Below are 22,898 nucleotides of genomic sequence, written 5' to 3'. Positions count from 1 at the left end.
GTCGAGCGCGCGCTCGACGCGGGTCGCGGCTGTGTCAATCAGGACTTCCCGGGGGATTACGTCGACCTGCTGCGGCAGGTCGAGGCGGGGCGTGATCGTCTTGGTGCCGCTGTAGAGCTCCGGCACCCGGTAGGTCGGCGTGGCGGTGAGGGTCCCCTCGACCGAGAGCGCATCGAGCACCACGGCGGTCTCGCTAGAGGGCGCCCCTTGCGCGGCGACGGCGGCGGGGATCGCGCAGGACAGGGCCAGCACGGACATCAGCGGGATGGACGGTGAACGGGACACGTTGATGGGCCTCGGGCGACGGCAGTGGCACGTCACCGCGAACGAGGCCGAACCACGCGCAGTGCGCATGCTTCCGCACCCGCCGGGGCACCCCGCCCAGCGTGTCTCGCGTGTGACCACGACTGACGGCAGGTCTCCTGGCTCGCGGGTCACTGCCCTTCACCGTCTTCCCGAGCGAGGCCGCTCAGTGACGTCGGTGGCGAAGGGCTCGCCGCTTACAGTTGCGGGGGCAGCCGCGGCGTTGAGGCTACCCCCGCACCGCGTTCCCTTTTGATCCTCCGGGGAGGAACCGTCACGGCCGAGCTAACATGCCGACGCCCATGCCCGTCAACGGACCAAGTGCAATGCACGAGGGGTTATGCCCTGCCGGCAACACCTGGGAAGACGGATCGCGCACTCCGTCCGTCAGGTCAGGACCTCGACCTGCTGCGGCGGCAAGCTACGCCACCACGCGTCCGGGGATTGGAAAACCTCGTAGGTGAACCGGAGGACCTCATCCGGCTGGCGATGCGACGGGTCCACGCGACCGCGCTCGTCGTTGCGGGCCTTCAGGACCTCCCACGGCACGTCGAACACCTTCCACGCCACGGTGAGCCCGTGTCGGGCGACGATCCCGAGTTCGCGCTCGAACACGGGTCTGGTGAGATGTGTGTCCGCCATCACCACGCTGAAGCCGCTCGTCAGGGCGGCATCCAGGGCTGCTTCCTTGACCCGGTGCAGGAGGTCCCGGGCCGCATCGTCATGTGAGCCCTGCCTGAGTTCCCAGTAGACCTGCCGGTGCGGCGGCCAGAGGGTCTGCCGGAAGTCGTCGAGGGTGAGGTGAACCCAGCCGGCGAGAGGGTCGAAGCGGCGGGCGTAGGTCGTCTTCCCCGCGCCCGGGCAGCCGATCAGGCCGATCACCCTCTGCGGTGCCCCCGGACGATTCCTGCCGGGCACCGTCCGGGTCACGGTCAGGCCGTCGCCTCCGCATCCTCGTCGTCGCTCGCCGAGCCCTCGATGATCTCGCCCCGTAGGTAACGAGCCTGGGCCTCGGCGACCCGGCGTGCGCCCTGGGCGTGGCGGGTCGACACCGTGCCGCCGGGCGCCTCGGGCCCGCCGCGCTTGATGGCCACGAGTTCCGGATCACCCCAATGGTCGAGCATCGCCTGGAACGCTTCGTAGCGGCCGGCATCGAAGGCAATGCGGTCGCCCATCATGTCCTTGTAGGGGTGCGCCGGGTGCAGGCCTCCGCAGGGGACCCAGCCCGCCGGGATCGGCGTCGTGGCGGCATGGGTCCGACCGCTGCGCAGGAGCTTTGGCAGTACGTGCGTGTGCGGACCCTCGGGGCTGGTGCCGCCGGACCCGGGGATCGGGGCATAGACCTCGACGCGACCGACCCGCGCCAGGAACACCCGGTGCGGGCTCATGGCGACGAGGTGCGGCCCGATGGGGTTGGCGTGGTCGAACAACGGCATGCCGACGCCGGCCCGCAGCCGCTCGACGGCCTCCGGATCGCGCACCCGCACACAGGCATCCACGGCGAGCAGGCCGAGGCCGAGGTCAAACAGGATGCCGTCGCGATCCTCGACCCGGGCGGCGTTTCGGTCGGGCCCGAGCTCCGTCACCACGGTCCTGCGGTTCATCGCGCAGGTCGCCTCCGGCAAGCAAAGCGCGATGGCGTGGTTCCAGCCGGACGAAACGGCCGTCTCGTAGGCGACGGGCCGCAGGTCGGAGCTCGGGGTCAGGGCGATGGCCCCGCGCGCGGTCGCAAGTCCCAGGCGATCGTCAGGGAGGGCCAGGACAGGCTCGTCCGGATCGCGCATGAACTCGGCGATGGCACCGAAGCTGCCGAGGCTCCAGGCCGTGCTCGGATCGGCCAGTGCCTCGCGCAGGAGGGCTACGACAGCATCAGGGCTGGTGGGGGAAGGCTGCATCGATGTCCTCCGGATGTGGCCCTGAACGGTTCCAGGGCAGGATGTAGGGGGTTCCGTCCGGTCCAGCCCCACGGCAAACCGTGACGCCGAAGACGTCCGAAAGTAGCCGGTCGGTCAACGCAACGTCCGGGTGTCCATCGGCGGCGACACGTCCCTCGCCCAGGACCACGATCCGGTCGCAGAACCGGGCCGCGAGGGAGAGGTCGTGCAGGACGGCGACGACGCCGGTCCCGGCCCGGGCCACGCTCCGCAACAGCGTCATGGCGTCGAGCTGGTGGGCAGGGTCGAGGGCGGTGATCGGTTCGTCGGCCAACAACCACTCCGCTTCGACGGCGAGCGCCCGCGCCAGCAGCACGCGCATCCGCTCGCCCGAGGACAGGGTCGGTTCGGTCCGCTCGGCGAAGCGCGCGACATCGGTCCGTGTCATCGCTCGGTTTATGGCGGCATGATCTGCCCCATCGAGGCCACCGAACGCGCGTCGATGCGGCAGCCTGCCGAGGGCGACGAGGTCACGCACCTGCATCGGCCAACCGGCCCCCGCGCCCTGGAACAGCACCGCGATGCGCTTGGCGCGCGCGTCGCGGGAGATGCCCTTGAGCGGCATACCGTCGAGATTTACGCGGCCCTCGGTCGGGGCGACCAAGCCCGCGACGGTGCGCAGGAGGGTGGTCTTGCCAGCGCCGTTCGGACCGACCAGACCGACGAGGGTCCCGCGTTCCAGGGACAGGGTGATATCCGACAGGATGGCACGCCCGCCGAGGCGGACATCGAGGGCTGCGATCGCGAGGCTCATGCGCCGCGTCCTCGCTCACGCAGGAGGAGCACGATCAGAAACGGTGCCCCAACGAGCGCAGTCACCACACCGAGCTTGAGTTCCGGGCGCGTCGCCAGGAGACGAACGCCCAAGTCCGCGGCAAGGACCAGGGCGGCCCCGGCGAGGCCACTCGGCCACAGGCTGGCACCAGGGCGTGCGCCGACCAACGGTCGCACGAGGTGGGGCACCACGAGGCCGACGAAGCCGATGGCGCCGCTGACGGCGACGCCGCTGCCCACGGCCAGCGCCGCGCCCGTCACGAGGCGCAGGCGGACCGAGACCAGATGGAAGCCGAGGCTCGCGGCCGTGTCCTCGCCCAGCGTCAGGGCATCGAGCGCGCGAGCCGTGGACAGCATCAGGCCCCAGCCGACCGCCATCAACGGCAGGCATAGCCAGACATGGTCCATGCTGCGGTCCGCGAGCGACCCCATCAGCCAGAACACGATCTCCAGGGCCGCGTAGGGATTGGGCGAGAGGTTGAGCGCCAGCGCCGTCATGGCGCCGGCGAGGCTCGACAGGGCGACACCGGCGAGGATCAATCCCAGCGTGGTGCCTCCCCTTGCGGCAACGAGGTTCAGGGCGAGCGCCGCCACCGCGGCGCCGGCGATCCCGCCGAGCGGGAGGGCGAGGCTGAGGGAGGCCGCGAACCCGCCGTAGAACACAACCACGGCCCCGAGGGCCGCAGCCGAGGAGATGCCGAGGATGCCGGGATCGGCGAGCGGGTTGCGCAGGTAGCCCTGCATCGCCGCCCCGGTCAGCCCGAGGCTGAAGCCGACGAGGCCCCCGAGGAGGGCACGGGGCAGGCGTAGCTCCCAGAGGACGAGGGCAGGCAGTGTCGCGCGTCCTGCGAGGAGGTCACCGGCCGCCGCCGTTACGTCGAATGGGGCGTACCCGACCGCGATGGACGCCAGCGTCAAAACGAGAACCAGCAGGCCAAGGAGCCCGACGATGCCGCGTGGTCCGACGACCGCGCGTTCGATCCGGGTAGGAGGTTGAATGGGTGCGTTCATGGCACTGCCCGTTCGCGTGCGGCGGCGGCGAGTAAGGCCACGACCTCGGCGACCTGCGGACCTGGACAGGTCCAGAGCCGGTTCGGAATCGAGACGGTACGCCCCTGCCGGCGCAGCGCGTCGAGGACGGGATGATGCAGCAGGGCATCGGCCAGCGACGGCGCGCCGGGCTCCCCCTCGTCGAGGACGATGAGGTCGGCGTCGGCCAAGGCCGCCGCTTCCAGCGGGACCTGGCCGAAGCGGTCGCGACCGAGTTCCGCCGCAACGTTGACGAGGCCGGCGGCGCGGATGATCGCATCGCCAAGGCTGCCGGGTGCCACCGTGAAGGCGTTCGGACGCATCACAAGGGCCCGCAAGGGTTTGGCCGCCGGCATCACCTCGGCCAGCCGAGCGTCGAGGTCCGCGACCATCGCCTCGCCGCGCGCCGGGTGCCCGAGGGCCGCGGCGACGGTACGGATCTGGGCCCGCACCCCCTCGAAGTCGTTGGGTACGCCGAGTTCGAGAAGGGGGAAGCCGACGCGCTTGAGCAGGCCCACCGTGGTCCGCGTCGTGAAGGCACCGGCAACGACGAGGTCGGGCCGGAGGGCGACGATCTCCTCCGACAGGCCGCGTGTCACTGCGATGCCCGTCGCCTCCCGCGCGACGGTCGAGCCGCGTGGGTCATGGGCGAGGTAGGTCACGGCGGCGACCTGATCGCGGTCGGCAAGCCGAAGGACGAGCTCGTCCGCGCAGAGGTTCATCGAGACGACGTGCCGGGGTCCCCCGGATGCCGGGGCGGCCATCCCAGCGGCAATCGACCAGATTTGGCTGACCGCCAGCATCGCCGTTAGGACCGCGAAGCCGGACCGTCGTGCCATCGGCGGTCTCAAAACGCGGTCAGGCGGACGCCGCCGTACACGGCGAGGCCTGCCCCGAGGAAGCCGGTGGGGTTCTCGTAGCGGCGGTCGAATAGGTTATCGACCCGCCCAAACACGCTCACCGTCTCGCTGACGTCGTAGTTCACCGCGAAGTTGACCAGGGTAAAGCCCGGGTTCTTGAGCCGGGCCACCGAGAAGTCGCGGTTGCCGTCGACGAAGTGGCCGAGCACGATCACGGTCCCGCTGACGGTCAGGCCCGGGAGGGGGGTCCAAAAGGCTGTCGCGCTGCCCTTGTGGCGGGGCCGTCGCAGGAGCTCCTGGTTGGTGATCTCGTTCTTGGTCACCGTGTTGGTGTAGTCGACCCGGCCCGTAAGGGTATCGGAGAACCGGACAGCGACGAAGGCTTCCGCCCCGTACGATTCGGCCCGGCCGACGTTCTCGTTCGAGGTGAACGTCGCGTTCGAGGTGATGAGGTTCTTGAAGTCGTTGGCGTAGTAAGTCGCGCCGACGAGGACGCGGTCCCCCAGGGGCTGCTCGATGCCGGCGTCGTAGCCGAGGCTCTCCTCAGGCCTGAGGTTCGGGTTGGCGAAGAAGTTCGAGGCCGGGAAGCTCTGGAACAGCTGGCTCAGGGTCGGCGCCTTGAAGCCGGTGCCGACGCTACCTTTGATCCGGGTCTCGGTGAAGGGCAGAATGTAGCTCGGCGCGACGCGGAAAGTGGTGGCCGGCCCGAACGCGTCGTTCTCGTCGTGGCGGATGTTGGCCACGAACGCCGCCCGCTCGAAGGGCGTTAGCTGCACCTCCCCGTAGCCGGCCGTGTTGCCGTTCCTCGCCCGCAGGTTGCCGGCCCCGAACGGGCTCGGGTCGGTGGTCGACAGGCTCTCGTCGTCACGCTGCGCCCCGAACAGGATCAGATTGCCGGGCGAGAGCTGGTAGTCCCCGCGGTACTCGTAGCGCGTGCGCTCGCCCAGGCCCGTTGTCGCGTCCGGCGTGGCAAGGGGGTCTAGGGGGCCCTGCTGTCTGTTGAACAGGTTCGAGTAGTTGATGGCGAAGAGGTTGTGGAAGCCGGCGAACGGCGTCCATTCGGCCTCGTTGCGGGTGAAGACCTGCTGCACGTCGGCGGCACTCCGGAACGCCGCCGGGAAGGCCGGGAAGGTGCTGAAGTCGGTGCCGGTGAACAGGAGGCGGGAATTGATGAAGCGCGTCACCGAGTTGATGCGGAAGGTGTCGGTGAACTGGTAGCCGAACTTCGCCGAGACGGTCTCGTTGTCGTAAAAATTCGGATGGATCGCCCGGCCGAGCGGGACGAGGTTCGGCGGCGTCACCGGCGTCGCGGCCGCACGGAAGTGCTGGATCGAGACCGAATAGTCGAAGCCGTCCTCCGACCCGCTGATCCTGCCGCTTTGGTTGAAGGTACCGAACGAGCCGCCCTCGATCCGCGCGGTGGCCCTGGCCGGTCCCTCGCCACGCTTCGTCGTGAAGGAGACCGCGCCTCCAATGGCGTCGCTGCCATAGAGGCCGCTCTGGGGACCCCTGAGCACCTCGATGCGGGAGAGGTCGTCGGTCAGGAGTTGCCCGAAGTCGAAGGAGCCGTTCGGGTTCGACGGGTCGGTCGCGTCGATGCCGTCGATGAGCACCTTCACGTGGTTCGAGTTCGAGCCGCGAATGAACACCGAGGTCTGACCGCCCGGGCCGCCGGTCTGCACGACGTTGAGGCCCGGTACCTGCTGGAGGGCATCCGGGACGGTGCGGCGCTGCTGGGCCTCCAGGGTGGCGGCGGTGAGCACGGTGACGCTTGATCCGACCTGGTCGACGGGCGTCGGCACGCCGGTGGCGGAGACGGAAAGCTCGGAGAGCGTGACGGCCGCCTCGGCCCCGCGCGGGACATCGGCGAAGGGGGCGGCGGCCTGTTGCGCGAGCACGGGACCGGAAAGGGCGGCGCAGGCGAGCGCGAGCGTGCGCAAGCACGCGGTTCGGGAAGGAAAGGACACGGGACAAGCCTCGGGCGACGTCTGTGGCACGTCACCGCGAACGAGGCCTGGGCGCTTGCCTGCCGTTAGGGCAGCCGGGCGCCTCGACACCCATCAGGACACCCCGCCCGATGCGTTTCGCGTGTGACCACGACTGACGGCAGGTCTCCTGGCTCGCGGGTCACCGCCCTCTCATCGTCTTCCCAGGCCCGAAGACCCAGTGACGTGTTGATGATGGGCTCGCCGCTTACAGTTGCGGGGGCAGCCGCGGCTTCGGGAAGGCCCTTTCGGACCTCATCCTCACCGCGTTCCCTTTTGATCCTCCGGGGAGGAACCGTCGGACATACAGGACCTGAGGGAATGGCCCAGCGTCAATGTCGCTTCGGGGTTTTCCGCCCTGTGTGTTCATAACGTTACAAGTCGGGCCTCGGGGTCGATGGCATTCGGTTCGGACCGCGGCAGTCCCCAGCCCTTCACCAGGCCGTAGACCGCAGGGATTACCACGAGGGTCAGGACGGTCGACGAGACCATGCCGCCGATCATGGGGACCGCGATCCGCTGCATAACCTCAGAGCCCGATCCGGTGCTCCACAGGATCGGCAGGAGCCCGGCCATGATGGCGACCACCGTCATCATCTTCGGACGCACCCGCTCCACCGCGCCGATCATGATGGCCCTCCGCAGGTCGGCACGGGTGAGTGCCCGTCCGGCGCGGTCGCATCCGGCCCGGATCTCGGCCAGCGCATGATCGAGGTAGACCAGCATGATCACCCCGGTCTCGGCCGCGACGCCTGCCAGTGCTATGAAGCCGACGGCCACCGCCACCGACAGGTTGAAGCCCATCCACCACATCAGCCAGACCCCGCCGACGAGCGCGAACGGCAGCGACAGCATCACGATCAGGGTCTCGGTCAGTCGACGGAAGTTGAGGTACAGCAGCAGGAACACGATCAGCAGCGTCAGCGGCACCACGACCTTGAGCCGGGCCGTCGCCCGGTCGAGGTACTCGACCTGACCGCTCCACTGCACGAGGGTACCCTGCGGCAGGCTCACCTCTTTGGCGACCGCCGCCCGCGCCTCGGCGACGTAGCCCCCGAGGTCGCGACCGGCGACGTCGACGTAGATGAAGACCGCGAGTTGCCCGTTCTCGGTCCGGATCTGGGTCGGGCCACGGTTCAACTGAACCTTGGCGACCTCACCGAGCGGTACCGTGCCCCCACCCGGGATCGGCACCTGAACCTCGGAGGCGATGGAGCGCGGGTCGGAGCGGAAGGCGCGCGGGTAGCGTACGTTGACGGTGTAGCGCTCGCGGCCCTCGACGGTGTTGGTGACGCTCTCGCCGCCGAGCGCCATCCCGATCACGTCCTGCACGTCGCCGATGGTCAGCCCGTACCGGCCCAGCGCCTCGCGGTCGGGGGTGATGTCGAGGAAGTAGCCGCCCTGCACCCGTTCGGCGTAGGCGCTCGACGTGCCCGGCACCGCCTTCACCACCGCCTCGACCTGGCGGGCGACCTTCTCCATCTCGGAAAGGTCCGTCCCCAGCACCTTGATCCCGACCGGCGTACGGATGCCGGTCGAGAGCATGTCGATGCGGGCGCGGATCGGCTGGGTCCAGGCATTCGAGACCCCGGGGAACTGGAGCGCGGCGTCCATCTCGGCCTTCAGGCTCGCCGTCGTGACCCCGGGTCGCCACTCCGCCTTCGGCTTCAGGTTGACGATGGTCTCGAACATCTCGGACGGCGCCGGGTCGGTCGCGGTGTTGGCCCGACCGGCCTTGCCGTAGACCGAGGCGACCTCGGGGAACGACTTGATGATCCTGTCCTGGGTGGCGAGCAGGTCCCCGGCCTTGGTCACCGAGATGCCCGGCAGCGTGGTCGGCATGTACATCAAGGTGCCCTCGTCGAGGTCGGGCATGAACTCGGAGCCGAGCCGGCTCGCCGGCCATGCCGTCGCCGCCAGGACGACGAGGGCCAACAGGATGGTGAGCACCCGCGCCCGCAGGACGCCTGCGATGAGCGGTCGGTAGATCCAGATCAGGAGTCTGTTCACCGGATTGCGGTGCTCCGGAATGATCCGGCCCCGGACGAATAAAGCCATCAACGCCGGGACGAGTGTCAGGGACAGCACCGCCGCCGCGGCCATGGCGAAGGTCTTGGTGAAGGCCAGCGGACCGAACAGGCGGCCCTCCTGGCTCTCTAGCGTGAAGATCGGCAGGAAGCTCACGGTGATGATGAGGAGCGAGAAGAACAGCGACGGCCCGACCTCGCTTGCGGCCTCGATCAGGATCTCGACCCGGCGCTTGCCGGGGTCCGCCCGCTCCAGGTGCTTGTGGGCGTTCTCGATCATCACGATGGCGGCGTCGATCATGGCGCCCACCGCGATGGCGATGCCGCCCAGGCTCATGATGTTGGCCCCGAGCCCGAGGGCCTTCATGCCCGCGAACGCCATGAGGATGCCGACCGGCAGCATCAGGATCGCCACCAGCGCGCTGCGGACGTGGAGCAGGAACACGACGCAGACGAGGGCTACGATGACGCTTTCCTCGATCAGCGTGCCCTTGAGGGTCTCGATGGCCGCCTCGATGAGGTGCGAGCGGTCGTAGACCGGAAGGATCTCCGTGCCCTCGGGCAGGCTGGCGGCGACATCGGAAAGCCGGGCCTTCACGTTCTCGATGACGTTCAGGGCGTTGGCACCGAACCGTTGCAGGACGATCCCGCCGGCGACCTCGCCGTCGCCGTTCATCTCGGTGATCCCGCGGCGCTCGTCGGGACCGAGCTCGACCCGAGCCACGTCCTTCACCCGCAGGGGTGTGCCCGCCTCCGTCCTCAGGACGATGCTCTCGATGTCGGCGACGCTCTTGAGGTAGCCGCGGCCACGGACGACGAACTCGAACTCGGAGAGCTCGACGGTACGGCCGCCGACGTCGGCGTTGCTCGACCGGATCGCCTCCCGGAGCTTGGACAGGGTGATGCCCTGTGCCCGCAACCGGTTCGGATCGACGACCACGTTGTACTGCTTCACGAAGCCGCCGACGCCGGCGACCTCCGCCACGCCCTCGGCCCGCGACGCCCCGAAGCGGACGACCCAGTCCTGCAGCGACCGGAGCTCGGCCAGCGTGCGCTCCTTGGCGACCACGACGTACTGGTAGACCCAGCCGACCCCGGTCGCGTCGGGTCCCAGGGTCGGGGTGACGCCGGCCGGCAGGCGTTTGGCCACGGTGTTCAGGTATTCGAGCATCCGGCTCCGGGCCCAGTACGGGTCGGTGCCGTCCTCGAAGATGACGTAGACGAACGACACCCCGAAGAACGAGAAGCCGCGCACGACTTTCGACCGGGGCACCGTCAGCATCGCGGTGGTCAGGGGGTAGGTGACCTGGTCCTCGATGACCTGGGGCGCCTGCCCGGGGTACTCGGTGTAGACGATGGTCTGGACGTCCGAGAGGTCCGGGATCGCGTCGAGCGGCAGGGTCCTCAGGGCGTAGAGCCCGGCTCCCACCGCGAAGACGGTCCCGATCAGCACCAGCACCAGATTCCGGGCCGACCAGGCGATGAGGCGGGCGATCATGGCGCCTTCCCCTCGGCGGCGGCCTGCGGCCCGGGATCGGGCTTGGGTTCCGAGAGCCCCTGCAGCGCCGCCTTCAGGTTGCTCTCGGCATCGATGAGGAAGTTGGCCGAGGTCACCACGCGGTCGCCGGCGACGATGCCGTCGCGGATCTCGACGTAGCCGTCGCCGCGGGTGCCGAGCCTGACCGGCCGCGGTTCGAAGCGACCCTCTCCCCTGTCCAGCAGGACGATCTGCCTGGTGCCGGTGTCGATGACCGCGTCGTCGGGCACCGCCACCACCGGCCTGTCGCTGCCGGTGGCGATCGTCACGTCGGCGAACATCCCCGGGCGCAGGTCGCCGTTCGGGTTGGGCAGCTCGATGCGCAGGCGGGCGGTCCGGGTCCCCATGGCGAGGTGCGGGTAGATCCGGGTCACCGCGCCGGTGAAGACGCGGTCCGGGAACGTCCGGGCGCGCACGGTCGCCGTCTGGCCCTCCGCCACGGCAGCCAGGTCGCGTTCGGTGACGTCGGCCAGGACCCAGACCCTGGAATGGTCGACGAGCTTGAACAGGGTGTCGCCGGACTTGGCGCGCATGCCGTCCGAGACGTTGCGCTCGACCACGACCCCGTCGCGGGGCGCCGACCACGTGATGGTGGAGGGCACCTTCCTGGTGCGCTCGATCTCGTCGATGACCTCGGGTGGGATGCCGAGGTTCTCCAGGCGGCGCCGGGCGCCCTCGTAGCCGATGCCGGTGAGGTACTGCGCGGCGGCCGCGTTCATCTCCGGCGAGAATAGGCGCAGGAGTGGCTGACCCTTGCGGACGTGGTCGCCGGTGGTGACGGCCTCAACCTTCTCGATGAACGCGTCGGTGCGCATCGCGATGACCGAGATCCGGCGCTCGTCCTCCTCGATGGCGCCCGGCGCGCGCACAGGCATCGACAGGACGCGTCGCTCGACGACCGCCGTCCGGACCCCGGTGCGCTGGAGCTTGCCGGGCGAGATTTTTACGGTGCCGTCGTCGGTGTCCTCCCCCTCGTAGACGGGGAGGTAGTCCATCCCCATCGAGTCCTTCTTGCGGGTCGGCGAGGTGTCCGGCAGGCCCATCGGGTTGCGGTAGAACCGCACCTTGCGGGCGCTCGCGGGCATCGTGGCCTGACCCATGGCCATGTCGCCGTGCCCGGCGTCGGGCATCGCCTCCGCCTCGTCGGGTTCGTCGAAGCGCACGTCCTCGCTGGCGCGGACGGCGCGAAAGTCGCGACCGTCCGCCGTGCGCCTCAGCTCGGAGGCGTAGTCCGGCTTCCCGTCCGGGTCCTGATAGTAGACGACCGGTCCCGTCGCCTTCGCCGCGTCCGATGCCTGTATCGGGGAAGCCGGCCGGGGCGTGCCCGGCAGCCAATGGGCGAACCCGGTCCGCGCCTGCTGGACGAGCGCCGGCACGGGGCTGCCCTCATGCCCCGCGCCAAATCCCAAAACCCCCGCCGCCAGCGCGGCGAGGGTCCCGGCGGCCCATGCCGTCCGGCTCACTTGGTGGCCTTGAACACCAGCTTGTTCTCGACGGTGCCGGTCTCACCCTGGACCTTGGCCCCGAGCGAGAGGCGCCAGCCACCGGCCATCGTCAGCTTCGCCTTGAACCGGTAGAGGCCCGGCTCCGGCGACGGCAGCTGCTCGATCTTCGAGGTCATCTCCTCCATGCTGTCGGGCGCCATGTCGATGCGCTTGGCGAAGATGACGGCGTTCGGCACGGGCTTGGACGTGCGCTTGTCGACGAGGCGGACATCGAGGATGGCCTCCCCCTGCTTGGCCTCGTCCTTTACCAGTTGGAACTCGTAGTCCTTGGTGTCGGCCCGGGCCGCGGCGGTCAGGGCGAGGCCGAGCAGCGCAGCCGTCAGGGCGCGCGAAAACGATGTCTTGGACACGGTCGTTGATCTCCTGAAAATGATGTGACCCGGGCCTTCAGGCGCGCGGGATCGACCGGCGCAGGCGCCGGCGGCATCGAATTCAGGCTCGGGGAGGCTCGGTGGGCGGCCCTTGCGACAGGCTGTCGAAGGAGGCGGTGCCGCCCCAGGTCGGCCCCTCGACGCCGGCGACGCGGCCCGGAAGTCCGAGGGCCACCGGCAGCCCGGTGGCGACCTTCGCCAGGCAGAGCGCCATCAAGGGGCAGACCTTCGAGCAGTCGGGCAAGTCCGGCCGCTCCTTGGGACAGCACGGCATCTCGTCCATGGCCATCCCGGCCATGTCGTCCATGGCCTCGTCGGGCGCCGCCATGGCGTGCCCCTGAACGGCTATCGGCGCGCGCATGCCCGCGGCGGCCGCGGAAGCGGTCACCGGCGCAAGGGCGAGGCCGAGTACCGCCATAAGCGGGAGCAGGCGCCGAAGGGCGAGCCAGAAGGTCACGAACGGACGATGCCACATCGCGTGTCGGCGCGGAAGGGACAGGGACTACCTGACGAAAGCCCCACCCGCGGAGAGACCGAACCCGCGACGGGGAAGCCGAGGGACAGGCCCCCGATGACCCATCTCAGAGGCCACCCCGTGTCCTCCGATATTAGGTTGGCGAGCATGCACAGCAGGTAGAACGAGGCCCCCCAGGTCAGGATTTGGATCGAGCCAAGGGCAGGGATCACCACGAGACGGTGGCGATGCGGGATCACGGGTACGCTCCGCCGTATCATCGGGGCCGACCTAGACGGCCGGGACCGGCAACGCCGACGTTCGGCCGAGCCTGGGCATGACACGGACGTAGACGAGCTCGCTCACGAGCTCGACCAGCGTCTGGGTGACGATGACGGCCGGCAGCAGCGGGACGGCGCCGGGGACGGCGAAGGCCAGCGGCAGGACCACCAGGGAGTTGCGGGTGGCGGCGCTGAAGGCCAACGTCCGCACCGTGGGGGCGTCGAGGCGGAACGCGCGCCCGACCGCCCAGCCCATCAAGGGAGCCGCCACCGCGAAGGCGACGTAGACAGGAACCACCCGCAGGGCATCGTCGAGGGCGGGTCCGAGTTGGGGCAGGACGGACGCGATCACCACGAACAGGACCAGCGCCGTCGCCGGCACCGGCAGGAGCCCGAGGCCCGTAATCACCCGTTGCCCGGCCGGGCGGCGTCCGGCCCAGATCTGCACGGCCGCAGCAAGTCCGAGGGGAACCGCGATGAGCCAGACGAACGCGTGCACGAAGGGACCGACCTGGACGAACCTGGCGGCATCCTCGCCGAGGAAGACGTTCAGATAGATCGGCAGCAGCAGCATCTGCGCGATCAGCAGCGCCGGGGTGGAAGCCAGCAGCACCTTGGCGTCGGCCCGTCCGAGATGGGCGAAGGTCACGACGTAGTCGATGCACGGCGTGAGAAGGACCATGAGCACGCCCAGCCGCAGCATCGGATTGGCGGGCAGGAACTGGATCAGGCCAGCCACCAGGATCGGCAGCACCACGAAGTTCGTGACGAGGAGCGCCGCCAGGAAGCGGACCCGCGTGAAAGCCCGGCCGAGTTCCGGCAACGGCACCTGCAGGAAGGTGACGAACAGCATCAGCGCCAGGGCCGGATTGATCCCGACCTCCAGGGCCGTGGTGCCGGGCAGCGTCAGGGCGATCAGCGCCGCCGCGCCGATGGCCGCGAAGTAGATCGCGATCTGGTTGCCTTCGAGGGTGTCGCGCAGGCCCGTCATGCTTCCTCACAGGCGATCTTGGATGGCTGAGCGACCTGCTGGGGCCGACCGGTGCACCGGGCGAACAGGGCGATGGCTCGGTCGCAGACCTCGCAGTGTCCCTCGCAGCAATCGCGCATCAGGAAGGCCACCAGGTCGGACAGGGCGGTGAACACCGCGCTGTAGATGATCGACCGCCCCTCCCGGCGGCTGACCACGAGCCCGGCGTTCTCAAGGTGGCTGAGGTGGAACGAGATGCGTGGCGCCGAGGCGCCCGCGATGGCCTCGGTGATGGCCCCGGCCGCCATCCCGTCCGCGCCGGCAGTGACCAGCAGGCGGACGATGCGAAGACGGGTTTCCTGGGCGATGGCTCCGAAACCGTCGAGGGCTTGCTTCTCGTCCACGTCACTTAAACCGTTATGGAAACGTTTAAGCGTCATTAGGCTCGGAATGGGTCGAGGGCAAGAGCCGCCTAGCCAGTCCACGCTCGCCGACGAGACCGCTTCGTCCCCGGACGGAAGGCGATCGGTCTGATCGGGATCGGATGCCGCGAACGTCGGAGGCGGACGTCGACCTGTTAGGCCTCGGACCGGACGCGCCACAGGGCCAGGGCAAGCGCGACATTCGCCACAGCGAGGACGCACAGGAGGACGTAGGTCGTATCCGCGCCTGCGTGGGTTAGGACCACGGCTCCGATGGAGGGGGCGAGCGCCTGAGCCACCAGTCCCGGACGGGCGAGCCGGCCTACGAGCGGGGCGTAACGCTCGGGTCCGAACAGTGCCAGGGGCACCGTTCCCCGGGCAATCGAGTAGATCCCGTTGCCCGCCCCGTACAGGACTAACGCCAGCCCGACCACGGGCAGTCCTGCGGCAAGCATCGCAACCCCGATGGCGACCAGCACCATCGCCGCCGTCAGGGTCCAGAGCGGATGGTGCCGGCCCTTTCCGGCCATCTCGACGATGCGTGCCCCAACCTGGGCCGGTCCGATCAGGGCGCCGTAGGCCACGGCCGAGGTAAGAGCCACCCCACGGGCCTGAAGCAGGGTGATGAGGTGCACCGAGACCATGGCCATCACCGTGCCGCCCAGCGTGAGGACCCCCGCCATGAAGAGGAAGGCGCGCCGCTCCCGACCATCGAGCCGAATGACGGGGCTTGGGCCTACGGGTCGCGTGATCGGATGTGCGGGGGGCCGGGGGATCGCGATCAGGACGAGCGGCAGCGTGACCGAGAGGTGCAGTCCGGCATAGGCGAGACAGGTCCCGCGCCAGCCCACCTGTTCGATCAGGAAGGCCGAGAGGGGCCAGCAGACCGTGCTCGCGAAGCCGCCCCACAGGGTCAGCGTGGTGATGGCGGGCCTTGCTTCGGCCCCGTAGAGCCGACCGAGGGTGGCGAAGGCGGGGTCGTACAGTCCGGTGCCCATGCCGAGGCCGATCAGGAGCCAGCCTCCGAGATATGTCGGTAGGTTCGGCGCCAGACCGAGGATGGCAAGGCCGACGGCGAGGGCGACGGACGCGAAGGCCAGGACGGGGCGCCCGCCATGCTCGCCGATGTAGGTGCCGACCCGCGGCGAGGCCAAGCCCGCAACGAGGAGACCGAGGGACAGGCCGCCGATGACCCATCCCAAGGGCCACCCCGTGTCCGCCGACATCGGGGCGGCCAACACCGACAGCAGGTAGAACGACGAGCCCCAGGTCAGGATCTGAACCACGCCCAGGGCCGAGATCACGGGCCATCGGCGCGCCGGGGCCATCGGATCGCTACCGGGCGCCGAGCACGGGTAGCCAGAGGGCCAGCGCCGCCAGGGTGGCGAGCAGCACCGGCGGGGTGATGACCAGGCCGACCCGCATGTACTGGCCCCAGGTGATGTGCTGGCCCTTGGTGTCGAGGACGTGGAGCCAGAGCAGGGTGGCGAGGCTGCCGATGGGCGTGAACTTCGGGCCGAGGTCGCAGCCGATGACGTTGGCGTAGACCATCAGCTCGCGCATCAGGGGCGACAGGTCCGGGGCCTGCTGGATCGACAGCGCGCCCACCAGCACGCTCGGCATGTTGTTCATGACCGAGGACAGGATGGCTGCGGCGACCCCCGTGCCGATGGTGGCGACGAACGGTCCGTGGCCCGAAAGCCAGGCGAGGCCTTGGGCCAGGTAATCGGTCAGGCCGGCGTTCTTCAGGCCGTAGACGACGAGGTACATTCCGAGGCTGAACAGGACGATCTGCCAGGGGGCGCCCGCCAGCACCTTGCGGATCGGGATGACGCGGCTCCGGCTGGCCAGCGCCAGCAGCACCACGGCGCCGGCGCAGGTCACCACCGAGACCGGCACGCCGAACGGGGCTGTCACGAAGTAGGCGACCAGCAGCAGGCCGAGGAGCGGGAAGGCTGCCTTGAACACCAGCGGATCCTTGATCGCGTGGCGCGGCGGTTCGAGCTCGGTCACCGGGTACGTCGCCGGTAGGTCGCGCCGGAAGAACAGCCACAGGACCACCAGGGTCGTGGCGAGCGAGACGAGGTTCACCGGGACCATCACGGCGGCGTAGCGGCTGAAGGTGATGTCGAAGAAGTTCGCCGAGACGATGTTGACCAGGTTCGAGATCACCAGGGGCAGGCTGGTCGAGTCCGCGACGAACCCGCAGGCCACGATGAAGGCCAGGGCGGCCGCCGGCTTGAAGTCCAGCCGCAGCAGGATGGCCAGCACGATGGGTGTGAGCAGTAGGGCGGCGCCGTCGTTGGCGAACACTGCCGCGATGGCGGCGCCGAGTAGGATCACCAGCGGGAACAGCAGGCGCCCCCTGCCTCCGCCCCAGCGGGCGATGTGGAGCGCCGCCCAGTGGAAGAAGCCGGCTTCGTCGAGCAGCAGCGAGATGATGATCAGCGCCACGAAGGTGAAGGTGGCGTCCCAGACGATGTGCCAGACCACCGGGATGTCACCCGGGTGGATGACGCCGGTGGCCAGGGCCACCGCGGCCCCGATGAGGGCGCTCCACCCGATCCCGAACCCCTTGGGCTGCCAGATGACGAAGACGAGGGTGACGACGAAGATGGCGAGCGCGAGCATCCGGACCGTTTCTTATTCTTGGTGGCTGGGGATGGATCAGGCGGTGGCGACGCGGCGCCCGTGCTCGTCGACGACGCGTTCGCCGCCCTCCTTGACGAACTCGCCCTGCTGGGCCGGCAGGAGGTCGAGGACCGCCTCTGACGGGCGGCATAGCGAGACGCCTTTCGGGCTCACCACCAGCGGCCGGTTCAGCAGGATCGGGTGCTCGGCGATGGCATCGAGAAGCTGGTCATCCGTGAGGTTCGGGTCCGCGAGGCCGAGCTCGGCGTAGGGCGTCCCCTTCTCCCGAAGCAGGTCGCGCACGGTGATGCCGGCGCGCTCGGCGAGTTGCCGGACCAGGAACCGGTTCGGCGGGGTCTTCAGGTACTCGACGACGTGCGGCTCGATGCCGGCGTTGCGGATCAGTGCCAGGGTGTTGCGGGACGTGCCGCAATCCGGGTTGTGGTAGATGACGACGTCCATCAGGCGGTCTCCGTGCAGCAGGCGGATAGGGCGGCGACGGCCGGGGCGCAGACCTCGGGGCGGCCCTGGCAGCAATCGCGCATCAGGAACTGGATGAGCTCGGACAGGTCCGGGTAGGCGGCGCCGTAGATGATCGACCGGCCTTCCCGGCGCGAGGTGACGAGGCCGGCATGGCTGAGCTCCTTGAGGTGGAACGACAGGTTGGTGCCCGAGATGCCGACCGCCTCGGCCAGGATACCGGCCGCCATGCCGTCCGGCCCGGCGGTGACGAGTTGGCGCACGATGCGCAGGCGATGCTCCTGCCCCAGGGCCGCAAAGGCGGCGACGGCTTGCCGTTCGTCCATCATCATGTCAATATCTCAACCATCATTGAAACGTAGAGGATAGACGTTCCTTGGACAAGCCCCGACAGCCCTTCGCCGACGGCCTGCCGAACCTGAGCGAGGGACACTTCGTCGTCCCGACGAGCGCCGACCTGGAGATGGCGACGCCGTTCGCCCACGCCCCGCGCTTCCTGATCATCTACGGGTCGCTCCGGGAGCGCTCGTTCAGCCGCTTCCTCGCCTACGAGGCCGCGCGCCTTCTGGAGGCGATGGGCGGCGACGTGCGGATCTACGACGCGCACGGGCTGCCCCTGCCCGACGACAGCACCGCCGACCACCCCAAGGTCCAGGAGCTCCGGAACCTCTCGATCTGGTCCGAGGGGCATGTCTGGGTCAGCCCCGAGCGGCACGGCGCCATGACCGGTGTCATCAAGAGCCAGATCGACTGGCTCCCCCTTTCGGAAGGGTCAGTGCGTCCGACGCAAGGGCGGACCCTGGCCGTGATGCAGGTCTCGGGTGGGTCGCAGTCGTTCAACGCGGTCAACGGCCTGCGCATCCTCGGGCGCTGGATGCGGATGATCACCATCCCGAACCAGTCATCCGTGCCGATGGCCTACAAGGAGTTCGACGACGCCGGCCGGATGAAGCCGGGACCGCTCTACGACCGGGTGGTCGACGTCTGCGAGGAACTGATGAAGTTCACGCTCCTTACCCGCGAGCGGTCCGACGACCTCGTCGACCGCTACTCGGAGCGGAAGGAGCGCGAGCCGGAGCGGCTCAAGGCCGTCGCCGTAGACATCGGCTTCGTCAGGCGCTGAACCACCGACCGACGGTGGCAGGTTCGGCGACGGCGTCGACCTGTTCGAGTTTTACGACAAGATTGGTTTTGTCGAAATCCCCAAGCCTGGGCTTGCCTGAAGTCCGACCCATCCATGGACGATCGCGGGGAAGGCCACCGGGCGGCACTCAGGCGTCGAACGACGGCGTGGCGACACGAGAAGCGATGCGTCCGGGGAATGCCGGCCAACCCTGTCGATCGAGACGACGTGGTAGATTCCGGCCGCGCGCAGGGTGTCGTTGGTGGCCGGCGCGATCAGGCCGCGCTTGCCCGTGACGAGGGCTGCGGCCACCGCGCCGGCCTGCCCGCCGTTGGCGTCGGCGATGCGGCGGGTGAGCGCGTTGCGGGCCGCGTCGACGGCGGCCGCGAAACGCAGCGAGAACGGCACCGGCTCAGGGGGAGGCCGGACCTCGATCTTGCCGATGAGGGAGCCGACCGCGCCGATGCCGCGGAAATAGGCGTCGCGGGCGAAATCGTAGCCTCCCGGCCGGGCGGCTTCGGGGGGCGGCAGCAGGCGTGCGGTCGCCGCGATGAAGTCGCCGGGTCTGAGGGCGGGCGCCGTCTTGAACGAGACCCGCACGCGGGTCGGTCGCACCTCAGGCGCAAGGGTGCCGAAGCTCGCCACCCGTACCACGAGGCGCGCCCCCTCCTCACGCTCGTCCAGGGCCTCGATCAGCCCGGTGAGCGGCGCGATGGCGGTGCGCGCCATCACCGGCGCGGAGACCAGGGAGACCCGCAGCGTCGCAGCGGCAAAGCCGAGGAGGGCTGCGACCAGCCCGAGGACGACGGCGAGCGCCACGGGTCGTGCCCCGAGGAACGGCGTCACGGCCACGCCGGCGATCGCCACGGCCAGGGGTGCGGCGAGCGCCGGCGTGTCGTCTGTGGCAGTGAAGAAGGCGAGGATGCCGGCCCCGAAGGCCACGGCCAGCCACGGGAACAGGCGCCGCTGCGCCGCGTCCTGCGCCAGTTCCCGCACGAACCAGCGGCCGAGGGCCGGGGCGAGGTCGGCCGGCCGTGCGCCGCCTCCGAGGGCGAGGGCACGTCCCGCCGGGCGTGTGCCGATCCGCTCCATGCTCCGCCGTTCGGTTGCGCGACGAAACCTGCCGCGCGCAACGATTTCTTAACGCATTCGCGGGCGCGTGCTACAGGCGCGCTGCCGGTCCGGCCGATCCGCCCACCGATCCCCGTGCACGGCGCCCCAGTCCCGCCTCCAGAGTTCGTCCCGGATCGATGTCGTCAGCCGTCGTCACGCGTTTCGCCCCCTCGCCCACGGGCTACCTCCATATCGGCGGAGCCCGAACGGCCCTGTTCAACTGGCTCTATGCCCGCCGCATGGGCGGCCGGATGCTGCTGCGCATCGAGGACACGGACCGGGAGCGGTCGACGCAAGGGGCGATCGACGCGATCCTCGACGGCATGTCCTGGCTCGGCCTCGACTGGGACGGGGACGTGGTGTTCCAGTACGCCCGCGCCGGGCGCCACCGGGAGGTGGCCGAGAGCCTGCTGGCCTCTGGCAACGCCTATCGCTGCTACGCCACGCCCGAGGAACTGACGCAGATGCGCGAGCGGGCCCGCGCCGAGGGCAAGCCGCTGCGCTACGACGGCCGCTGGCGTGACCGCGACCCCTCCGAGGCGCCGGCTGGCATCAAGCCCGTCATCCGCCTGCGGGCGCCTTCCGAGGGCGAGACCGTGGTGGACGACGCGGTGCAAGGCCGCGTCACCTGGCAGAACCGCGACCTCGACGACCTTGTCCTCCTGCGCTCGGACGGCAACCCGACCTACATGCTGGCCGTCGTCGTGGACGACCACGACATGGGCGTGACGCAGGTGATCCGCGGCGACGACCACCTCACCAACGCCGCCCGCCAGGGCCAGATCTTCGCAGCTTTGGGCTGGGACATGCCGGCCATGGCCCACATCCCCCTGATCCACGGGGCGGACGGGGCCAAGCTGTCCAAGCGCCACGGGGCGCTGGGCGTGGATGCCTACCGCGACCTCGGATATCTGCCAGCGGCGCTCCGCAACTACCTCGTGCGCCTGGGCTGGAGCCACGGCGACCAGGAGGTGTTCTCCACCGAGGAGATGGTGGCGGCCTTCGACCTCAAGGCGATCGGGCGCTCGCCGGCCCGGTTCGACTTCGCCAAGCTGGAGAACCTCAACGGGCTCTACATCCGTGGCTCGACGGATGCCGCACTGGTGGAGGCGATCGAGAGCATCCTGCCGGCGGTCGGCGCCGCGCGCGGCTTGTCCGCCCCCCTGCCCGCGGGCCTTCGCACAGCGTTGACCGCGGCGATGCCGGGGCTGAAGGAGCGGGCCAAGACACTGATCGAACTCCTCGACAGCGCCTACTACCTCTACGCCCCCCGGCCGCTGGCGCTGGACGACAAGGCCCGTGCCCTGCTGACGGAAGAGGCCCGCGGACGGCTCGCCGGCATCCGCCCGCTTCTCGAAGCGCTGCCCGAATGGAGCGCCGCGTCGACCGAGGCCGCAGTGCGGCAATTCGCGGACGCCTCCGGACTCAAGCTCGGGCAGATGGCGCAGCCCCTGCGGGCGGCACTGACCGGTCGGACCACTTCGCCGCCGCTGTTCGACGTGATGGCCGTGCTCGGGCGCGACGAGAGCCTCGCCCGCCTCGACGAGGCGGCGAAGGCCTGAACGCCGCACGCCGCGGCCCGATTTTCGCTTGGCGTCGCGGGGCGGTTGTCACCCGCCCCGTTGATGGCGCACGGCCGATCCGCTAACCCGGTGGTCTTGTGAGCACCTGCAGCAAAAGCGGCGTGCTCCTGGGCCGCGGGCGACCTGCAGAGGCGGTCCGGGCCGGCACCGAATCGTTGCCAGGAAAGGGTCCACGTTCCATGAGCGCAGCCAGCACCATCACCGTGGACGGCAAGTCGGTCGAACTTCCGGTCAAGACCGGGACCATCGGCCCCGACGTCATCGACATCGGCAAGCTCTACGCCAAGACCGGCGCCTTCACCTTCGATCCGGGCTTTACCTCCACCGCCTCCTGCGAATCGAAGATCACCTACATCGACGGCGACGAGGGCATCCTGCTCTATCGCGGCTACCCGATCGAGCAGTTGGCCGAGCAGGGCGACTTCCTCGAGACCTGCTACCTGATGCTGTTCGGCGAGCTGCCGACCCCGTCGCAGAAGGCGGATTTCGACTATCGGGTCACGCGCCACACCATGGTGCACGACCAGATGACCCGCTTCTTCCAGGGCTTCCGCCGCGACGCGCATCCGATGGCGGTGATGGTCGCCTGCGTCGGCGCGCTCTCGGCCTTCTATCACGACTCGACCGATATCTCGGACGAGAGTCAGCGCATGATCGCCTCGATGCGCATGATCGCCAAGATGCCGACGCTCGCGGCGATGGCCTACAAGTACTCGATCGGCCAGCCGTTCGTATATCCTAAGAACGAGCTCGATTACACATCGAACTTTCTGCGGATGTGTTTTGCGGTCCCGTGCGAAGAATATCAGATCAACCCGGTCTTCGCGCGGGCTCTCGACAAGATCTTCATCCTGCATGCCGACCACGAGCAGAACGCCTCGACATCGACGGTGCGGCTCGCCGGCTCGTCGGGCGCCAACCCCTTCGCCTGCATCGCGGCCGGCGTCGCCTGCCTGTGGGGACCGGCGCATGGCGGCGCCAACGAGGCGGCCCTGAAGATGCTGATGGAGATCGGCACGCCCGACCGGGTCGACGCCTACGTCGCCAAGGCCAAGGATAAGAACGACCCCTTCCGCCTGATGGGCTTCGGCCACCGGGTCTACAAGAACTACGACCCGCGCGCGCGCATCATGCAGAAGACCACCCACGAGGTGCTGGCCGAACTCGGCAAGGGCAACGATCCGCTGCTGGAGGTCGCCGTCAAGCTCGAAGAGATCGCCCTGAAGGACGAGTACTTCATCGAGAAGAAGCTCTACCCGAACATCGATTTCTATTCGGGCATCACTCTCAAGGCGATGGGCTTCCCCACCGACATGTTCACGGTCCTGTTCGCGCTGGCCCGCACGGTCGGCTGGATCGCCCAATGGGCCGAGATGATCGAGGACCCGTCCCAGAAGATCGGCCGCCCGCGCCAGCTCTACATCGGCCCCGATCGCCGGGACTACGTGCCGATCAACAGCCGTGGCTGAGTAGGCCCGAGACCGATCGGAGGATCGGGCGAGACGGCGTGTTGCCG

The 22,898-nt window shown here is 69.3% G+C and carries 19 protein-coding genes, 2 pseudogenes and 2 riboswitches; of the genes and pseudogenes, 3 read left to right on the top strand and 18 right to left on the bottom strand.

What is annotated here, in order from left to right:
* From COGEMETH_RS03885 to COGEMETH_RS03800, 17 genes and pseudogenes are all read right to left on the bottom strand, one after another.
* A pseudogene (locus tag COGEMETH_RS03885) lies at nucleotides 1-285 on the bottom strand (hypothetical protein); the annotation flags it as partial.
* Between the two features lie 110 nt (nucleotides 286-395).
* A riboswitch (cobalamin riboswitch) is annotated at nucleotides 396-594 on the bottom strand.
* Nucleotides 595-690: 96 nt separating this feature from the next.
* The gene (locus COGEMETH_RS03880; RefSeq protein ID WP_147830451.1) at nucleotides 691-1,185 is read right to left on the bottom strand and encodes an AAA family ATPase; all 495 of its coding nucleotides are present in this window, start codon (nucleotides 1,183-1,185) and stop codon (nucleotides 691-693) included.
* 50 nt (nucleotides 1,186-1,235) lie between these two features.
* Nucleotides 1,236-2,198 carry a DUF6925 family protein gene (locus tag COGEMETH_RS03875; RefSeq protein ID WP_147708273.1) on the bottom strand — a complete coding sequence of 321 codons (963 nt, stop codon included), beginning with the start codon at nucleotides 2,196-2,198 and terminating at the stop codon, nucleotides 1,236-1,238.
* Complete coding sequence (locus COGEMETH_RS03870) at nucleotides 2,173-2,991, bottom strand: ABC transporter ATP-binding protein (protein ID WP_147708272.1); 819 nt, start codon at nucleotides 2,989-2,991, stop codon at nucleotides 2,173-2,175. The genes COGEMETH_RS03875 and COGEMETH_RS03870 overlap by 26 nt, the downstream gene beginning before the upstream one ends.
* A complete protein-coding gene (locus COGEMETH_RS03865) occupies nucleotides 2,988-4,022 on the bottom strand; it encodes a FecCD family ABC transporter permease (protein WP_147708271.1) in 1,035 nt (344 codons plus the stop codon). The genes COGEMETH_RS03870 and COGEMETH_RS03865 overlap by 4 nt, the downstream gene beginning before the upstream one ends.
* Nucleotides 4,019-4,804: an ABC transporter substrate-binding protein gene (locus COGEMETH_RS03860; protein WP_238181297.1), complete on the bottom strand. Its 786-nt coding sequence runs from the start codon at nucleotides 4,802-4,804 to the stop codon at nucleotides 4,019-4,021. The genes COGEMETH_RS03865 and COGEMETH_RS03860 overlap by 4 nt, the downstream gene beginning before the upstream one ends.
* An 83-nt stretch (nucleotides 4,805-4,887) precedes the next feature.
* On the bottom strand, nucleotides 4,888-6,840 hold the full coding sequence (locus COGEMETH_RS03855) for a TonB-dependent receptor plug domain-containing protein (protein ID WP_238181296.1): 1,953 nt from the start codon (nucleotides 6,838-6,840) through the stop codon (nucleotides 4,888-4,890).
* A gap of 148 nt (nucleotides 6,841-6,988) precedes the next feature.
* Nucleotides 6,989-7,200: riboswitch (cobalamin riboswitch) on the bottom strand.
* A 51-nt stretch (nucleotides 7,201-7,251) separates the two neighbouring features.
* Nucleotides 7,252-10,410 (bottom strand): efflux RND transporter permease subunit, encoded by a 3,159-nt coding sequence (locus tag COGEMETH_RS03850; RefSeq protein ID WP_238181295.1) that lies wholly within the window; start codon nucleotides 10,408-10,410, stop codon nucleotides 7,252-7,254.
* Nucleotides 10,407-11,912 carry an efflux RND transporter periplasmic adaptor subunit gene (locus COGEMETH_RS03845; RefSeq protein ID WP_147708268.1) on the bottom strand — a complete coding sequence of 502 codons (1,506 nt, stop codon included), beginning with the start codon at nucleotides 11,910-11,912 and terminating at the stop codon, nucleotides 10,407-10,409. Before COGEMETH_RS03845 ends, COGEMETH_RS03850 begins: the two co-directional genes overlap by 4 nt.
* Complete coding sequence (locus tag COGEMETH_RS03840) at nucleotides 11,909-12,304, bottom strand: FixH family protein (RefSeq protein WP_056220820.1); 396 nt, start codon at nucleotides 12,302-12,304, stop codon at nucleotides 11,909-11,911. The genes COGEMETH_RS03845 and COGEMETH_RS03840 overlap by 4 nt, the downstream gene beginning before the upstream one ends.
* 82 nt (nucleotides 12,305-12,386) lie before the next feature.
* Nucleotides 12,387-12,782 carry a hypothetical protein gene (locus COGEMETH_RS03835; protein ID WP_147708345.1) on the bottom strand — a complete coding sequence of 132 codons (396 nt, stop codon included), beginning with the start codon at nucleotides 12,780-12,782 and terminating at the stop codon, nucleotides 12,387-12,389.
* A gap of 288 nt (nucleotides 12,783-13,070) precedes the next feature.
* Nucleotides 13,071-14,051 carry an arsenic resistance protein gene (locus tag COGEMETH_RS03825; RefSeq protein WP_147708267.1) on the bottom strand — a complete coding sequence of 327 codons (981 nt, stop codon included), beginning with the start codon at nucleotides 14,049-14,051 and terminating at the stop codon, nucleotides 13,071-13,073.
* A complete protein-coding gene (locus COGEMETH_RS03820) occupies nucleotides 14,048-14,434 on the bottom strand; it encodes an ArsR/SmtB family transcription factor (RefSeq protein WP_147708266.1) in 387 nt (128 codons plus the stop codon). The genes COGEMETH_RS03825 and COGEMETH_RS03820 overlap by 4 nt, the downstream gene beginning before the upstream one ends.
* 173 nt (nucleotides 14,435-14,607) lie before the next feature.
* Nucleotides 14,608-15,780, bottom strand: coding sequence for an MFS transporter (locus tag COGEMETH_RS03815; RefSeq protein ID WP_147708265.1), 1,173 nt, complete (start codon nucleotides 15,778-15,780; stop codon nucleotides 14,608-14,610).
* Between the two features lie 7 nt (nucleotides 15,781-15,787).
* Entirely contained in the window at nucleotides 15,788-17,083 is a 1,296-nt protein-coding gene (locus COGEMETH_RS03810; protein ID WP_147708264.1) for an arsenic transporter, read from the bottom strand.
* A gap of 36 nt (nucleotides 17,084-17,119) precedes the next feature.
* The gene (gene arsC, locus COGEMETH_RS03805; RefSeq protein WP_147708262.1) at nucleotides 17,120-17,545 is read right to left on the bottom strand and encodes an arsenate reductase (glutaredoxin); all 426 of its coding nucleotides are present in this window, start codon (nucleotides 17,543-17,545) and stop codon (nucleotides 17,120-17,122) included.
* A complete protein-coding gene (locus tag COGEMETH_RS03800) occupies nucleotides 17,545-17,892 on the bottom strand; it encodes an ArsR/SmtB family transcription factor (protein WP_147708344.1) in 348 nt (115 codons plus the stop codon). Before COGEMETH_RS03800 ends, arsC begins: the two co-directional genes overlap by 1 nt.
* A gap of 47 nt (nucleotides 17,893-17,939) precedes the next feature.
* Here COGEMETH_RS03800 and arsH point away from each other — a divergent pair, with 47 nt between their 5' ends.
* Complete coding sequence (arsH, locus tag COGEMETH_RS03795; RefSeq protein ID WP_238181294.1) at nucleotides 17,940-18,686, top strand: arsenical resistance protein ArsH; 747 nt, start codon at nucleotides 17,940-17,942, stop codon at nucleotides 18,684-18,686.
* A 216-nt stretch (nucleotides 18,687-18,902) separates the two neighbouring features.
* Here the strand turns inward: arsH and COGEMETH_RS03790 are convergent.
* Nucleotides 18,903-19,778: pseudogene (locus COGEMETH_RS03790) on the bottom strand (DUF4131 domain-containing protein); the annotation flags it as partial.
* 158 nt (nucleotides 19,779-19,936) lie between these two features.
* Here COGEMETH_RS03790 and gltX point away from each other — a divergent pair.
* Complete coding sequence (gene gltX, locus COGEMETH_RS03785; RefSeq protein ID WP_238181293.1) at nucleotides 19,937-21,361, top strand: glutamate--tRNA ligase; 1,425 nt, start codon at nucleotides 19,937-19,939, stop codon at nucleotides 21,359-21,361.
* A gap of 200 nt (nucleotides 21,362-21,561) precedes the next feature.
* Nucleotides 21,562-22,851, top strand: a complete 1,290-nt coding sequence (gene gltA, locus COGEMETH_RS03780) for a citrate synthase (RefSeq protein WP_238181292.1) — start codon at nucleotides 21,562-21,564, stop codon at nucleotides 22,849-22,851.
* The last annotated feature ends 47 nt before the right edge of the window (nucleotides 22,852-22,898 follow it).

This window comes from Methylobacterium trifolii (genome assembly GCF_022179685.1).
Lineage (GTDB): Bacteria > Pseudomonadota > Alphaproteobacteria > Rhizobiales > Beijerinckiaceae > Methylobacterium > Methylobacterium trifolii.
The sequence above is the reverse complement of the archived record's forward strand: the minus strand, read 5'-3'. Positions and strand labels throughout refer to the sequence as shown.